Here is a 15,747-nt window from a genome sequence, read left to right as displayed (position 1 = left end):
AGGGGAGGCCGACGTACGGGAAACACAGGGGTGCCGGGGCGGAACGCACCTCGGCGGACGCATACCATCGACTCGAGACCCTCCCGTCCGGCAGGCGCGGGAGACGCTTCGACGAGGGGACACCGGTGGACGAGAGCGGCGGGCGCGGGCAGCCGCGGTCCGGCAACGACGAGTCGGCCGAGCGCCACGAGGGGCTTGCGCCCCGGGCCACCGACCCGGCCCCCGCCGACGAGCAGCCCACGGACGGGCACCGCTCCACCCCTGAGCAGCCCACCCCGGGACCGGAGCCGACCGGTCCGGCCGCACCCGCCGACACCCCGGCGGCAGACACCCCGGGGGACGCCTCGGCAGCGGACCGGCGCCCCGTCACCGGCGCTTCACCGGCCCGGCCGACGCAGGGTGACGAGACCCCCGGCCCCGCCGAGTCCGACGCAAGCCGTCCGCAGGAGGGCGACACGCACCCCGACCGCGCCTACGCCGGCGGCCCGCACGCGGCACCCGCACGCGCCGACGCGGACGTACCGCAGGCCGCACCCGCCCCCGGCGAGCGCGACGGCGGCGATGCCCCGGAGGGCGACACCCACCCCGACCGCGCCCACGCCGGCGGCCCGCACGAGACACCAGCCGCCGACCGGCCCGAGGCGGACCGCCTGCACAAGGCGCAGGCCCCGAACTCCGGTGAGCCGAACCGCCCGCAGCAGCCCTCCGCCCCCGCCCCGGATCCCGGCCACCCGACCCACCACCCCGGCCCCTCCGCCCCTCCCCGCAGCCACCGCCCCCCGGCCCGCTCCGCCGACGGCAAGGGCCCCGCCCCCCAGCGGCCGGAGCCCCGCGGCGGGCTGCTCATGGGGCGGCCCTTCGGGGTGCCCGTGTACGTCGCGCCGAGCTGGTTCCTCGTGGCCGCGCTGATCACCTGGGTGTTCGGCGGCCAACTGGAGCGCGTGCTGCCCGAGCTCGGTGCCGCCCGCTACCTGGTCTCCCTCTTCTTCGCGGTCGCCTTCTACGCCTCCGTGCTCGTCCACGAACTGGCCCACACCGTCGCAGCCCTCCGCTTCAAGCTCCCGGTCCGCCGCATCCAGCTCCAGTTCTTCGGCGGCGTCTCCGAGATCGAGAAGGAGGCCGAGACCCCCGGCCGGGAGTTCGTGCTCGCCTTCGTCGGGCCCCTGCTCTCCCTCGTCCTCGCCGGCGTCTTCTACGCCGCCGTGCAGGCCGTGGAACCCGGCACCGTCCCAGGCGTCCTGCTCGCGGGCCTGATGATCTCCAACCTCATCGTGGCCGCGTTCAACCTCCTGCCCGGCCTGCCCCTCGACGGCGGCCGGATGCTCCGCGCCGTCGTCTGGAAGATCACCGGCAAGCCGATGAAGGGCACCATCGCCGCCGCCTGGGTCGGCCGCGCCCTCGCCGTCTCCGTGCTCATCGGACTGCCCCTGCTGACCCAGTCCGGCGCCCTCGGCACCGAGGCCGTCGACAGCGTCGGCATGGACACCGTCCTCGACGCCCTGCTCGCCGCCATCCTCGCCGCGATCATCTGGACCGGCGCCGGCAACAGCCTGCGCATGGCCCGCCTGCGCGAGCACCTCCCCGAGCTGCGCGCCCGGACGCTCACCCGCCGCGCGGTCCCCGTCGAGACCGACACCCCGCTCTCGGAGGCCCTGCGCCGCGCCAACGCCGCAGGAGCCCGCGCCCTGGTCGTCGTCGACGCCGACGGCCAGCCTCTCTCCCTCGTCCGCGAGGCCGCCATCGTGGGCGTGCCCGAGCACCGCCGTCCCTGGGTCGCCGTCAGCGGCCTCGCCCAGGACCTCACCGACGGCATGCGCGTCTCGGCGGAACTGTCGGGCGAGGAACTCCTGGACGCCCTGCGCGCCACCCCGGCCACCGAGTACCTGGTGGTGGAGGAGACCGGCGAGATCTACGGCGTCCTGTCGGCGGCCGACGTGGAGCGCGCCTTCGTCAAGGCGATGGCGAGGCCGTCCTAGTGGTCGGCGGCCCTCTCCGGGGCCGGTAGGCTGGTCACATGTCCGAACCGACCGGTGCCGCCCGCAGGCGCGGGCCCTTCAAGGTCGGGGACCAGGTTCAGCTGACCGACCCCAAGGGCCGCCACTACACGTTCACGCTCGAGGCCGGGAAGAACTTCCACACCCACAAGGGTTCCTTCCCGCACGACGAACTGATCGGCGCTCCCGAGGGCAGCGTTGTCCGCACCACGGGGAACGTCGCCTACCTCGCGCTGCGCCCCCTGCTCCCCGACTACGTCCTGTCCATGCCCCGCGGCGCCGCCGTGGTCTACCCCAAGGACGCGGGGCAGATCCTCGCCTTCGCCGACATCTTCCCCGGCGCGCGCGTCGTGGAAGCGGGCGTCGGCTCCGGATCGCTCAGCAGCTTCCTGCTGCGGGCCATCGGCGACCAGGGCATGCTGCACAGCTACGAGCGCCGGGCGGACTTCGCCGAGATCGCCCAGGCCAACGTGGAGCGCTATTTCGGCGGTCCGCACCCCGCCTGGCAGCTCACCGTCGGCGACCTCCAGGACAACCTGTCCGACGCCGACGTCGACCGCGTCATCCTCGACATGCTCGCCCCCTGGGAGTGCCTGGAGGCCGTCTCCAAGGCGCTCGTCCCCGGTGGCATCCTGTGCTGCTACGTGGCGACCACCACGCAGCTCGCCCGGACCGTCGAGTCCATCCGCGAGATCGGCTGCTTCAACGAGCCGACCTCCTGGGAGACGATGATCCGCAACTGGCACATCGAGGGCCTGGCCGTCCGCCCGGACCACCGGATGATCGGCCACACCGGCTTCCTGCTCACCGCCCGCCGCCTCGCCGACGGCGTCGAGCCGCCCATGCGCCGCCGCCGCCCCGCCAAGGGCGCCTACGGCGAGGACTACGCAGGCCCCAACGCCGACGGCGGCACCGCCCGCTGAGGCGGACCGTCACCGCATCCAACGCAACGGCGCCGTGCCGGAGTTCCCGGATCCACACCGGAACTGCGGCACGGCGCCGTTGCGTTGCCGCCCCGGATGCACTCTCGAGGAACGCCGTTGACCTGCCGCGAAGGCCGTCACGACGTACACCGTGACGCAGCGGGGGACCGGTCCGCACCGGCCCGCTGACACAGTGGCAGGAACCGCAACCCTTCTGCCTTCCCCGGCATGAGACGTGCACACCCCGCCGTTCCCTCGCGGTGTGACGTATGGCACCATGCTGGCCACCCCACCGGCACAGCCTCAGGAGCCCCTCCTAGTGCAGTCTTCCGCCGTCCCGGAGCTCGCCCACGCCCACACCCGCCCCATCCACTGGCTCGCCACCGCGACGGCCGTCGCGGGCGTCGTGGCCTTCTCCTCCGTCCTGCAGCCCGGCGCGGCGACGGCGGCCCAGCCGGCCGCCCCCGAGACCAGGAGCGCACCGGCCCACATGACTCCGCCCGACCCGGCCGCGGTGGGGTTCCCGATCGAGTGCGGCCCCGTGAAGGCCGTGGTGGAGAAGCGGGCTTCCGGAGACCTCGACGGCGACGGCCGGCCCGAGACGGTGGCCGTGGTCCACTGCGACTCCCCGATGGGAACCCCGCCCGACGGCGTGTACGTCCTCACGCGCGACGCCGACGGCGGCAAGCCCCGCGTCGTGGCCACCCTGCTCGACCCCGAGGACGGCACCACCGTCGCCGACGTCGCCGTGCGCGACGGCGCCGTCACGGCCACGCTCCTCGGCTACTCGTCGGCCGACGTGCCGCGTTGCTGCCCCGACGAGAAGAGCGACGCGAAATGGCGTTGGCACGGCGGCTCGTTCGTCCGCTCGACCCCGGCCGGAGCCCGCAGCGTGTGAGGCGCCTGCGACGCCGCTTGTGAGATATCAGACGGTAGTAACGGAGCGTGGAGAAGTGGTCACTCCGCGTCCGGTCCGAAGACCTCGGCCCTGTCCGAAACCCGACGCACGTGGATGCACTCGCCCGGACACTCCTTCGCGGAGTCGACCACGTCCGTGAGGAGCGGCAGCGGAACCGGCGTTGTCGCTCCCTTGTCCTGGAGCAACTCGTCGTCGGCGCTCTTCACATAGGCCAGACCGTCGATGTCCAGCTCGAACACCTCGGGCGCGTACTGGGCGCAGATCCCGTCGCCGGTACACAGGTCCTGGTCGATCCAGACCTCCAGCTCCTCGCCGTCGGTCCCGGCCACCTGCTGCACGCTCATCTCTCCTGCCGTTTCTCCGCCGAGCCGTATCGGGAATCCGGCCAGCTCCGGCGGGTGTTGAACAGTTCGACCCTACCTGCGGCTGGGTTCCAATCATGTTCGCTGGGTATTCCCCTGGCGTGAGGGAGAGCGCAAGGGTGAAGATCGGACACACCCCGACCGTCTTTGTGATCTAGGGGTTTCAATCGACACCCGCCCAGGTAGGGTCTGGAAGCGTCCAGCTCCCCTTGGAGGAGGTGAGGACCGTGGCAGCCCACGACGACGACATGAACCGCGGCATCCGCCCGGGACGCGGGTCCGACGACCCGGCCGGGCAGATCGCTTACCTTGAGCAGGAGATCGCCGTCCTGCGACGCAAGCTCGCCGACTCTCCGCGACACACGAGGATTCTCGAAGAGCGGATCGTCGAGCTGCAGACCAATCTGGCCGGCGTGTCCGCGCAGAACGAGCGACTCGCCAACACGCTCCGTGAGGCCCGTGACCAGATCGTGGCCCTCAAGGAGGAGGTCGACCGGCTCGCACAGCCACCGGCCGGCTTCGGTGTCTTCCTGACGGCCAACGAGGACGGCACCGCCGACATCTTCACCGGCGGCCGCAAGCTCAGGGTGAACGTCAGCCCCAGCGTCGAGCTCGAGGAGCTCCGGCGCGGCCAGGAAGTAATGCTCAATGAAGCGCTCAACGTGGTCGAGGCCATGGAGTACGAGCGCGTCGGTGACATCGTCACCCTCAAGGAGATCCTCGAGGACGGCGAGCGGGCCCTGGTGCTCGGGCACACCGACGAGGAGCGGGTGGTGCGGCTCGCCGAGCCGCTGCTGGACGTGAACATCCGCCCCGGTGACGCCCTGCTGATGGAGCCCCGTTCCGGCTACGTCTACGAGATCGTCCCGAAGAGCGAGGTCGAGGAACTCGTCCTCGAAGAGGTCCCCGACATCGGCTACGAGCAGATCGGCGGTCTCGGCGGCCAGATCGAGGCCATCCGCGACGCGGTCGAGCTCCCCTACCTCTACCCGGACCTGTTCAAGGAGCACGAACTGCGGCCGCCGAAGGGTGTCCTGCTGTACGGGCCCCCCGGATGCGGCAAGACGCTCATCGCCAAGGCCGTGGCCAACTCGCTGGCCAAGAAGGTCGCCGAGGTGACCGGTCAGGCCGCCGGCAAGAGCTTCTTCCTCAACATCAAGGGCCCCGAGCTCCTGAACAAGTACGTCGGTGAGACGGAGCGGCAGATCCGCCTCGTCTTCCAGCGGGCCCGTGAGAAGGCCAGCGAGGGTACACCCGTCATCGTCTTCTTCGACGAGATGGAGTCCCTCTTCCGCACCCGTGGCTCCGGTGTCAGCTCGGACGTGGAGAACACCATCGTCCCGCAGCTGCTCGCCGAGATCGACGGTGTGGAGGGCCTGCAGAACGTGGTCGTGATCGGTGCCTCCAACCGTGAGGACATGATCGACCCCGCCATCCTGCGGCCCGGGCGGCTCGACGTGAAGATCAAGATCGAGCGTCCGGACGCTGAGGCGGCCAAGGACATCTTCGGCAAGTACCTCACGGAGCGCCTCCCGCTGCACGGCGACGACCTCGCCGAGCACAGCGGCTCCAAGGCCTCCACGGTCCAGAGCATGATCCAGACGGCTGTGGAACAGATGTACGCCGAGTCCGAGGAGAACCGCTTCCTGGAGGTCACGTACGCCAACGGTGACAAGGAAGTCCTCTACTTCAAGGACTTCAACTCCGGCGCCATGATCGAGAACATCGTCGGCCGCGCCAAGAAGATGGCGATCAAGGACTTCCTCGAGAAGAACCAGAAGGGCCTCCGCGTCTCCCACCTCCTCCAGGCCTGCGTGGACGAGTTCAAGGAGAATGAGGACCTGCCGAACACCACCAACCCCGACGACTGGGCCCGTATCTCCGGAAAGAAGGGCGAACGGATCGTGTACATCCGTACGCTCATCACCGGAAAGCAGGGCGCGGACACCGGACGCTCCATCGACACGGTGGCGAACACCGGTCAGTACCTGTAAAAGGCAGGGCGGCTGCGGGTGCCCTCGGCGGGTACCCGCAGCCGGCTGTTTTTCAGGCCACGGCTGGAGCAACGCAATGACGCAAATGATCTCCCCACCAGCGCAAAGGCGTTCTAGGCTCTTCCATACCGCCGAGTCGCGCAGTGCGGGGACGGGCACCGCACACGCAACCGAGCGCCAGCGGTATCTGAGTGGCGCCCACGACCGAGGGTGCCGCCGGGCAAGGAGGGCCGCATGACCGTACGGCGAGTAATGGGCATCGAGACGGAGTACGGGATCTCCGTCCCCGGCCACCCCAACGCCAATGCCATGCTCACCTCGTCCCAGATCGTGAACGCCTACGCGGCGGCGATGCACCGGGCCCGCCGGGCCCGATGGGACTTCGAGGAGGAGAATCCGCTGCGGGACGCGCGAGGCTTCGACCTCGCCCGCGAGGCCGCCGACTCCAGCCAGCTCACCGACGAGGACATCGGCCTGGCCAACGTGATCCTCACCAACGGTGCACGGCTCTACGTCGACCACGCACACCCCGAGTACAGCTCCCCCGAGGTGACCAATCCCCGGGACGCCGTCCTCTGGGACAAGGCCGGCGAGCGGATCATGGCCGAGGCCGCGGAACGGGCCGCCCAGCTGCCCGGTGCCCAGCCTATCCACCTGTACAAGAACAACACCGACAACAAGGGCGCGTCCTACGGCACGCACGAGAACTACCTGATGAAGCGGGAGACCCCCTTCTCGGACATCGTGCGCCACCTGACGCCGTTCTTCGTCTCCCGCCAGGTCTTCGCCGGAGCGGGCCGCGTCGGCATCGGCCAGGACGGGCACGAGCACGGCTTCCAGCTCAGCCAGCGGGCCGACTACTTCGAGGTCGAGGTCGGCCTCGAGACGACGCTCAAGCGCCCGATCATCAACACCCGCGACGAGCCGCACGCGGACGCCGAGAAGTACCGGCGCCTGCACGTGATCATCGGCGACGCGAACCTGTCGGAGATCTCGACCTATCTCAAGCTCGGCACGACCGCGCTGGTGCTGTCGATGATCGAGGACGGCTTCATCGCCGTCGACCTGGCCGTCGACCAGCCCGTCCGCACCCTCCACCAGGTCTCGCACGACCCGTCCCTGAAGCGCCTGGTCACGCTCCGCAGCGGCCGAACGCTGACGGCGGTCCAGCTGCAGATGGAGTACTACGAGCTGGCGCGCAAGTACGTGGAGGAGCGGTTCGGGGCCGACGCCGACGACCAGACCAAGGACGTCCTGTCCCGCTGGGAGGACACCCTCACCCGTCTGGAGCACGACCCGATGAGCCTGGCCGGAGAGCTGGACTGGGTCGCCAAGCGGGAGCTCATGGAGGGCTACCGGCGCCGGGACAACCTCGACTGGGACGCGGCGCGGCTGCACCTGGTCGACCTCCAGTACGCCGACGTCCGGCCCGAGAAGGGCCTGTACAACCGTCTGGTGGGCCGCGGGCGCATGAAGCGGCTGCTGACCGACACGGACGTCGAGCGGGCCCGTACGGTGCCTCCGGAGGACACCCGGGCGTACTTCCGCGGTCGTTGCCTGGAGCAGTACGCGGACGACGTCGCGGCGGCCTCCTGGGACTCGGTGATCTTCGACCTGCCGGGCCGGGACTCGCTGCAGCGCGTTCCAACCCTGGAACCGCTTCGCGGAACGCGTAATCACGTCAAGGAGCTTCTGGACCGCTGCCGCACCGCGGAAGACCTGGTCAGGGTCCTGTCGGGCGGGTGACAGCGGTGAGCGGGTACTCGTCGGGAACCGGCCGGACAGGGTGGAAAGTCCCTGGTCCGGGAATCATCGAGGTGGTCCCCGTACGTTGGAGCAACTGCGGGGCCATGGTCAGACCCGGCGAGTAGGGTCTGATCTTGACCGAGCAACTGTGTCGGGCGAACCGAGCGGGGTGAGGGATATGGCGACCAAGGACACCGGCGGCGGACAGCAGAAGGCCACCCGGTCCACCGAGGAGGTCGAGGAGCAGGCGGCGGAGACGCAGGCTTCCGAGGACCTCAAGGAGCGTCAGGAGAAGCTGAGCGACGACGTGGACTCCGTCCTCGACGAAATCGATGATGTACTCGAAGAGAATGCCGAGGACTTCGTGCGCTCCTTCGTTCAAAAGGGTGGAGAGTGATCTAACCTTCGATTTGAAGGTTAACGGGGGAGTTGGGTTGTCCGACAGTGAGAGCGTGAAGCGCTGCTCGCGGTGCAAGCAGTACAAGCCGCGAGCAGCGTTCGCGAGCAGCAAGGCGATGAGGGACGGTCTCCAGGCGTACTGCCGCGAGTGCTCCGCGGCGTACTACCGGCAGCGCCAGGATGCCCGAGGCGGGAAGCCCCGCCCGAGGGTGGCCGCGCCCGATGGGCACAAGTACTGCCAACGCTGCCGGCCGCACGCCGAGTGGGATCGCAACAGAACAGCTTCCGATGGCCTTTCGACGGCTTGCAGGGCATGCCGAGCAATCGAAGGACGTGCGCGTCATCTGAAGCGCCACTACGGGCTGACCGAAGCGGAGCGCGACGCGATGATCGCCTCTCAAAGGGGCCTCTGCGTGATCTGCCTGAAAGCCCCCGGCTGTCCATGTGGATCACTGCCACAAGACGGGTAGGGTCCGTGGCGTACTGTGCTTCAACTGCAATTCGGCCATCGGCAAGTTGGGAGACGATCCCGACGCCGTCCGCCGGGCCGCCGCTTACTTGGAAGGAATCGCGTGGAAGCCAACACTCGTAGCACCGGGCGTCTACCAGCTGCCTTCCTGACGCCAGGGTCTTCCTCCTTCATGGACTTCCTGTCCGGGCACCAGCCGGAGATGCTGCCCGGCAACCGGCAACTGCCCCCCACTCAGGGCGTGATCGAGGCACCGCACGGGACCACGATCGTCGCCGTGACGTTCCCCGGCGGTGTGGTCCTCGCCGGTGACCGGCGGGCCACCATGGGCAACGTCATCGCGCAGCGGGACATCGAGAAGGTCTTCCCCGCCGACGAGTACTCGGCGGTGGGCATCGCGGGCACGGCGGGCCTGGCCGTGGAGATGGTCAAGCTGTTCCAGCTGGAGCTGGAGCACTTCGAGAAGGTCGAGGGTGCGCAGCTGTCCCTCGAGGGCAAGGCGAACCGGCTGTCGACGATGATCCGCTCCAACCTCGGCATGGCCATGCAGGGCCTGGCCGTGGTGCCGCTGTTCGCCGGGTACGACGTGGACCGCGGCAAGGGCCGCATCTTCTCCTACGACGTCACCGGCGGCCGCTCCGAGGAGCAGAACTACGCGGCCACCGGCTCCGGGTCGATCTTCGCGCGCGGCGCGATGAAGAAGCTCTTCCGGGAGGACCTCAGCGAGGCCGAGGCCACGACACTCGTGGTCCAGGCGCTCTACGACGCGGCAGACGACGACTCGGCGACCGGTGGTCCCGATGTCGCCCGCCGGATCTATCCCATCGTCACCGTGATCACCGACGACGGCTTCCGCCGGCTCACCGAGACCGAGGCGTCCGAGATCGCGCGCTCGATTCTGGAGCGGCGTCTCGACCAGCCCGACGGGCCGCGGGCCGCGCTCCTGTAGCGGCGATCGTCTTCGTGAGGGTGGTCCAGTGAACCGACGGAATCTTCAAGAGAGGGACGGATAACCGGTGTCGACGCCGTTCTATGTCTCACCCCAGCAGGCCATGGCCGACCGGGCGGAATACGCCCGGAAGGGCATCGCCCGTGGTCGCAGCCTGGTCGTGCTGCAGTTCGCCGACGGCATCGTGTTCGTCGGTGAGAACCCGTCCCGAGCGCTGCACAAGTTCAGCGAGATCTACGACCGGATCGGCTTCGCGGCCGCCGGCAAGTACAACGAGTACGAGAACCTGCGGATCGGCGGGGTGCGCTACGCCGACCTGCGGGGTTACACCTACGACCGGGACGATGTGACGGCCCGGGGCCTGGCGAACGTGTACGCGCAGACGCTGGGCACGATCTTCTCCAGCGCCGCCGAGAAGCCGTACGAGGTGGAACTGGTCGTCGCCGAGGTCGGGGAGACGCCCGAGGGCGACCAGATCTACCGGCTCCCGCACGACGGCTCCATCGTGGACGAGCACGGCTCGGTCGCGGTGGGCGGCAACGCCGAGCAGATCAGCAGCTATCTGGATCAGCGCCACCAGGAGGGCATGACCCTGGCGGAGGCGCTGAAGCTGGCGGTGCAGGCGCTGTCGCGCGACACCAACGGCAGCGAGCGGGAGATTCCCGCGGAGCGGCTGGAGGTGGCGGTGCTGGACCGGACGCGGCCGCAGAAGCGCAAGTTCAGGCGGATCAGCGGGCGGCAGCTGTCCCGGCTGCTCGGTGCGGACGGCGACGGTGGCGGTGATGCATCGGAGGATGCGGCGTCGGAGGACGCCGACGAGTAGGTGAGGCGCGGTGCGGCGCGCCCCGGCCGGGATGGCGGCCGGGGCGCGTTGCCGTGTGTGCGAGTGCGGGTGCGGGTGCGGGTGGGTCTCCGCTCAGCTGTGGGCAATCGTGACGCCGAGATTCTGGGGGAGGGTGGGCGCAGCGGCACCCCGCAGCGGCACCCCCGCTGCGTCGGGGCGCGTGACGCCCCGGCCCCGGTGCCGACGCAGGGCACGATCAGCCGGGCGGTGCCGTGGAGCCCCGGACAACCAGCTGTACCGGGATGTCCCCGCCCTCGGGTGCACGGCCTTCCAGGACGGCCAGCAGTGCCCGCATGCCCCGCTCACCGAACAGCTCCGCGTCCAGGCGGACCGTCGTCAGTTCCGGGTCCATGGCCGTGGCCAGGGCCAGGTCGTCGACTCCCGTGACCGACAGGTCGTCCGGGATGCGCAGGCCGAGGCGGCGGGCTGCCTTGTACGTGCCGGCCGCGAGCTGGTCGTCGTCGCAGATCACGGCGGTGGGGCGGGGGCCGGGTGCCGAGAGGGCCGCTTCGGCGGCGGTCACCGCTCCCTCGATGGAGATGGGGGAGCCGGCCGTGCGCACCGAGGTGCCCGGCACCTCGGCGAGCCGCGCCGCCAGCTCCCGGGCGCGTACCTCGAAGGTCCAGGAGGGTACGTCCGCCGCCAAGTGGAGGAAGCGGCGGTGGCCCAGGGACAGCAGGTGCTCCGCGACCCGGTGGACGCCGTCGGCGATGTCCAGGTTCACTGTCGCCGCGCCCAGGCTCCCGGCAGGATCGCTGTCCAGCATCACCAGGGGGAGTGCCTCACCGCGGATCGCGGTGAGGGCGTCCGCGGCCATGGAGGAGGCGATGACGCCGTCCAGCGCCGACTGCGCGGAGGCGAAGGGGTCGCGGGCGGGACCGATGCCCTCGGGGGAGGGGTAGAGGACCACGCCGAAGCCGTGCTCGGCGGCGACGCGGGCGGCGCCCGTGTAGACGCCGGCGAAGAACTCCGTGGTGAGGGCCGGCACGACCAGGAGGACCGTGCGGGTGCGTCCCAGGCGCAGGTTGCGGGCGGCCAGGTTGGGGCGGTAGCCCAGGTCGCGGGCGGCTTCGCGGACCCGCTGGGCGGTGGCCTCCGAGACGCGGCCGCGCCACTTGTCGCCGAGGACCAGGGAGACGGCCGCCTGGGAGACGCCGGCGACCTGGGCGACGTCCCGGCTGGTGGGTCGGGTGCTGCCTCGTGCCACCGTCGGCCTGCTCTTTCGTCTGGACTCGTGAACAGCGGCCATGGTACGTATGGAAGCCGACGTTATACGTAAAACCTAGGGCGGGGACATGGTCACGGGATACCTGGAGATCCTTCGGGCACGACACGCCGCCCGACTGCTCGTCGGCACGCTCGTGGGCCGGCTGCCCAATGCCACGGGGGCCATCGCGATCCTGCTGTTCGTGCGGGCCGAAGGCGGTTCGTACACCCTCGCGGGGGCGCTGGCGGGCGTGTACGGCGTCGCCAACGCCGTCGGTCAGCCGGTACTGGGCAGGATCGTGGATCTGCGCGGACAGCCGCGTGTGCAGCTGCCCGCGGCCGTTCTGTCCGCGCTGGCCATGGCCGTCTTCGCCTTCTCCGGCATCGGGACGCTGCCGCTCGCCTATGCCGCCGTCGCGGCCGCCGGGCTCTTCACACCGCCCCTGGAGGGCGGGCTGCGGGCGCTGTGGCCCTCCGTGCTGCGCAGGGAGGACCAGGTGCACACGGCGTACGCCATGGACGCCGTGGCGCAGGAGGTGATGTTCACCGTCGGGCCGCTGCTCGTGACGCTGTGCGTGTCCCTGTGGTCGGCCCAGGCCGCGCTGCTCGTGCTGAACGTGGTCGGGGTGCTGGGGGCGCTGTCCGTCGTGGTGTCGGAGCCCTCGCGCGCCTGGCGGTCGGCGCCGCGCGAGGCGCACTGGCTCGGCGCGCTGCGCTCGCCCGGACTGCTCGCGCTGCTGGCGGCGTTCCTGTTCATCGGGATGGCGCTCGGATCCATCACGGTCGCCTCGGTGCCCTACGCGGACGACCACGGCGGAGACGCGGTGTACGGCTGGCTGATGGCGGCCCTGGGCTTCGGGGCCCTGGTCGGCGGCACCGTCTACGGCGCCCGGCAGTGGGCCGGTGAGCCCGCGCGGCGACTGCGGGTGCTGGTGGCCCTTCTGGTGGTGTGTTACCTCCCGCTGATGCTCATGCCGGACGCCGTGCCCATGGTGGCGCTCACCGCGCTCGCGGGGGTCTTCCTCGCGCCCGCCATCGCCTGCGCGTTCGTCCTGGTCGACCGGCACGCCCCGCGCGGCACGGTCACCGAGGCGTTCTCCTGGCTGGTGACGACGTTCACCGTCGGCCACTCGGTCGGAACGGGCGTCGCGGGGCCCGTCGTAGAGGCGGGCGGGGCCCTGTGGGGCTTCGCCGTCCCCGGCGTCGCCGGTGGCGTGTCCCTGCTGGTTTTGACCGCCACCGGACGGGTAGTCGCAGCTCCCGGCAAGGGAGCGGTCGTCGCGGCCGGTTCGGAAAATGATCCAAACCGTGCCGTCGAACCCCGTTTCAGTTCAGGGGATCGGGCGTAATGTTCCCTCATGGACCGCCGCATTTTCGGGCTGGAGAACGAGTACGGCGTCACGTGCACGTTCAGGGGACAGCGCCGCCTGTCTCCTGACGAGGTGGCGCGGTACCTCTTCCGCCGTGTCGTGTCATGGGGCCGCAGCAGCAATGTCTTTCTGCGAAACGGCGCCCGCCTCTATCTCGACGTGGGATCGCATCCGGAATACGCGACACCGGAATGTGACAACGTGACCGAACTGGTCACCCACGACAAAGCAGGCGAGCGCATTCTCGAAGGACTCCTGGTGGACGCCGAACGACGCCTGCACGAGGAGGGAATCGCGGGCGACGTCTACCTCTTCAAGAACAACACCGACTCGGCGGGCAACTCCTACGGCTGCCACGAGAACTATCTGGTCGCCCGGCACGGGGAGTTCTCCCGGCTCGCGGACATTCTCATTCCGTTCCTGGTCACACGGCAGCTGCTGTGCGGTGCCGGCAAGGTGCTGCAGACGCCGCGCGGCGCCGTGTACTGCGTCAGCCAGCGGGCCGAGCACATCTGGGAGGGCGTCTCCTCGGCGACGACCCGCTCCCGGCCCATCATCAACACGCGTGACGAGCCGCACGCGGACGCCGAGCGCTACCGCCGCCTGCACGTCATCGTGGGCGACTCCAACATGTCCGAGACGACCATGCTGCTCAAGGTCGGTGCCACCGACCTGGTGCTACGCATGATCGAGGCGGGCACGGTGATGCGTGACCTCACCCTGGAGAACCCCATCCGGGCGATCCGCGAGGTCAGCCATGACATCACCGGCCGCCGCAAGGTGCGGCTGGCCAGCGGACGCGAGGCGTCCGCCCTGGAGGTGCAGCGCGAGTACTACGAGAAGGCCCTGGACTTCTGCGAGCGCCGGGGCATCCGCACCGGCACCGTCGAGCAGGTCCTGGAGCTGTGGGGCCGCACGCTGGACGCGATCGAGTCCGAGGACCTCGACCGCATCGGCACGGAGATCGACTGGGTCATGAAGTACAAGCTCCTCGAGCGGTACCGCGCCAAGCACAACATGACCATGTCGCACCCCCGGGTCGCGCAGATAGACCTCGCCTACCACGACATCCACCGCCGTCGTGGTCTGTACTACCTGCTCGAGAAGAAGGGGCAGGCGGCGCGTATCTGCAACGACTTGAAGATCTTCGAGGGCAAGTCCGTTCCGCCGCAGACCACTCGGGCCCGGCTGCGCGGCGACTTCATCCGGCGGGCCCAGGAACAGCGCCGTGACTTCACGGTCGACTGGGTTCACCTCAAGCTCAACGACCAGGCCCAGCGCACCGTGCTGTGCAAGGACCCGTTCCGTTCCGTGGACGACCGGGTGGAGAAGCTGATCGCCGGAATGTGAGCCTGTTCCGGCTTGTCCGGGAAGTCGGTGCCCGGAGGTTTTCGAATCTTCGGGTACCGGCCTTTTCCGTCCGGCTCCGCCGGTCCGAGAGCGGCCCGGGCGACATCGTGTCGCGGTGGTGAGGCGAGTGAGGAGCGGGTACGCCGTAGAGTGGCGGCCATTGCCCCCCACTCCCGATCCCAGTTGGACTGATGAACTACAACACGAAACGACTCGTGGCCGCGCTGCTGGCCGTTCCCGCCCTGTTGTTCACCGCCGCGTGCGGATCGGACGACGGGAACAACGGCGACACGGCGGGAGGCGTCGCCGAGGTCAAGGGCAAGGTCGGGGCGAAGCCCGAGATCTCCGTGCCCAAGGACGGCAAGCCGTCCGACAAGACCGTGGTCAAGACGGTCTCGGCGGGCAGCGGAACGCCGATCAAGGGCTCGGACTTCGTCCGGCTGGACTGGACCGTCGAGAAGTGGGGCGGCGACCAGGAGCTCGGCGGCACCTGGGCCGCGGGAGCGGCGGGTGACAAGGCGCCCCGGCGGCAGTCCATCGAGCAGATCGGCAAGCCGAGCCAGCAGCTGCCCGAGAAGGTCCTCGACGCCGTGAAGGGCAAGAAGCCCGGCAGCCGCGTCCTGGTGCAGGGCACCGCGGGCGATCTGATCGGCCAGGGCCTGAACACCTCCTCCGGGATCTCCGCGAAGGACGTGCTGATCTGGGTGGTCGACCCGGTCGGTGCCGCGAGCGTCGACACCAAGGCCGAGGCGAAGGGCGAGCAGGCGCCCTCCGAGCCGGGCGTGCCCGAGGTGAAGTCCCCGTCGCAGAAGGCCGCGGTCATCACCGTCCCCAAGGGCGAGAAGGCTCCCAAGGACCTCAAGGAGCAGGTGCTGATCAAGGGTGACGGCAAGAAGGTCGAGGCCGGCCAGGGGCTCATCGCCCAGTACACCGGGGTCAAGTGGGAGGACGGCAAGAAGTTCGACTCCTCCTGGGACCACGGCGGCGCCACCGCCTTCCAGATCGGCAACGGCTCCGTGGTGGCAGGCTGGGACAAGGGCCTCGTCGGCAAGCACGTGGGCGACCGGGTGCTGCTGGTGATCCCGCCCTCGCTCGGCTACGGCGCGAGCCCGCAGAGCGAGCTGGCCAAGAACACACTGGTCTTCACGGTGGACATCCTCGGCACGGTCTGACCAGGCCGGTCTGTGAGACTGTCCCCGACGCAGGTCACGTAACAAGGAGA

14 protein-coding genes are annotated in these 15,747 nt (G+C 69.9%); 12 read left to right on the top strand and 2 right to left on the bottom strand.

Translation table 11 applies throughout. The features are described from left to right. Positions 1-125: 125 nt before the first annotated feature. The 3 genes from ACFU3E_RS16685 (at position 126) to ACFU3E_RS16675 (ending at position 3,815) form a co-directional block, all read left to right on the top strand. Positions 126-1,976 carry a site-2 protease family protein gene (locus ACFU3E_RS16685; RefSeq protein ID WP_384157782.1) on the top strand — a complete coding sequence of 617 codons (1,851 nt, stop codon included), beginning with the start codon at positions 126-128 and terminating at the stop codon, positions 1,974-1,976. A 38-nt stretch (positions 1,977-2,014) separates the two neighbouring features. Beyond that, positions 2,015-2,917, top strand: coding sequence for a tRNA (adenine-N1)-methyltransferase (locus ACFU3E_RS16680; protein WP_031141913.1), 903 nt, complete (start codon positions 2,015-2,017; stop codon positions 2,915-2,917). 319 nt (positions 2,918-3,236) lie between these two features. Continuing rightward, entirely contained in the window at positions 3,237-3,815 is a 579-nt protein-coding gene (locus ACFU3E_RS16675; protein WP_384157779.1) for a hypothetical protein, read from the top strand. Positions 3,816-3,874: 59 nt separating this feature from the next. Here ACFU3E_RS16675 and ACFU3E_RS16670 read toward each other — a convergent pair whose 3' ends face one another. Then, the gene (locus ACFU3E_RS16670) at positions 3,875-4,180 is read right to left on the bottom strand and encodes a ferredoxin (RefSeq protein WP_384157776.1); all 306 of its coding nucleotides are present in this window, start codon (positions 4,178-4,180) and stop codon (positions 3,875-3,877) included. A gap of 245 nt (positions 4,181-4,425) precedes the next feature. Between ACFU3E_RS16670 and arc the strand changes: the two genes are divergently transcribed. The 6 genes from arc to prcA all read left to right on the top strand — a co-directional run bounded on the left by arc (position 4,426) and on the right by prcA (position 10,578). After that, positions 4,426-6,192: a proteasome ATPase gene (arc, locus tag ACFU3E_RS16665; protein WP_384157773.1), complete on the top strand. Its 1,767-nt coding sequence runs from the start codon at positions 4,426-4,428 to the stop codon at positions 6,190-6,192. Positions 6,193-6,426: 234 nt separating this feature from the next. After that, positions 6,427-7,938, top strand: coding sequence for a depupylase/deamidase Dop (gene dop / locus ACFU3E_RS16660; RefSeq protein ID WP_384157770.1), 1,512 nt, complete (start codon positions 6,427-6,429; stop codon positions 7,936-7,938). Between the two features lie 178 nt (positions 7,939-8,116). Continuing rightward, positions 8,117-8,335, top strand: a complete 219-nt coding sequence (locus tag ACFU3E_RS16655; RefSeq protein ID WP_030955201.1) for a ubiquitin-like protein Pup — start codon at positions 8,117-8,119, stop codon at positions 8,333-8,335. Positions 8,336-8,781: 446 nt separating this feature from the next. Next, the gene (locus ACFU3E_RS16650; protein WP_384157766.1) at positions 8,782-8,958 is read left to right on the top strand and encodes an endonuclease domain-containing protein; all 177 of its coding nucleotides are present in this window, start codon (positions 8,782-8,784) and stop codon (positions 8,956-8,958) included. Further along, a complete protein-coding gene (gene prcB, locus ACFU3E_RS16645) occupies positions 8,910-9,755 on the top strand; it encodes a proteasome subunit beta (protein ID WP_384157763.1) in 846 nt (281 codons plus the stop codon). The genes ACFU3E_RS16650 and prcB overlap by 49 nt, the downstream gene beginning before the upstream one ends. Before the next feature lie 67 nt (positions 9,756-9,822). Beyond that, positions 9,823-10,578, top strand: a complete 756-nt coding sequence (gene prcA, locus ACFU3E_RS16640) for a proteasome subunit alpha (RefSeq protein WP_384157760.1) — start codon at positions 9,823-9,825, stop codon at positions 10,576-10,578. A gap of 217 nt (positions 10,579-10,795) precedes the next feature. On the opposite strand, the gene ACFU3E_RS16635 is transcribed toward prcA, so the two are convergent. Then, positions 10,796-11,848, bottom strand: coding sequence for a LacI family DNA-binding transcriptional regulator (locus ACFU3E_RS16635; protein WP_384157757.1), 1,053 nt, complete (start codon positions 11,846-11,848; stop codon positions 10,796-10,798). A 46-nt stretch (positions 11,849-11,894) separates the two neighbouring features. On the opposite strand from ACFU3E_RS16635, the gene ACFU3E_RS16630 reads away from it, so the two are divergent. From ACFU3E_RS16630 to ACFU3E_RS16620, 3 genes are all read left to right on the top strand, one after another. Further along, the gene (locus ACFU3E_RS16630; protein WP_384157754.1) at positions 11,895-13,154 is read left to right on the top strand and encodes an MFS transporter; all 1,260 of its coding nucleotides are present in this window, start codon (positions 11,895-11,897) and stop codon (positions 13,152-13,154) included. 9 nt (positions 13,155-13,163) lie between these two features. Further along, positions 13,164-14,525 (top strand): Pup--protein ligase, encoded by a 1,362-nt coding sequence (pafA, locus tag ACFU3E_RS16625; RefSeq protein ID WP_384157751.1) that lies wholly within the window; start codon positions 13,164-13,166, stop codon positions 14,523-14,525. Between the two features lie 191 nt (positions 14,526-14,716). Next, positions 14,717-15,697: an FKBP-type peptidyl-prolyl cis-trans isomerase gene (locus ACFU3E_RS16620; protein ID WP_384157748.1), complete on the top strand. Its 981-nt coding sequence runs from the start codon at positions 14,717-14,719 to the stop codon at positions 15,695-15,697. Positions 15,698-15,747 lie beyond the last annotated feature (50 nt).

The organism is Streptomyces sp. NPDC057424 (assembly GCF_042803315.1).
Lineage (GTDB): Bacteria > Actinomycetota > Actinomycetes > Streptomycetales > Streptomycetaceae > Streptomyces.
This window is presented reverse-complemented; position numbering and strand designations above follow the sequence as displayed.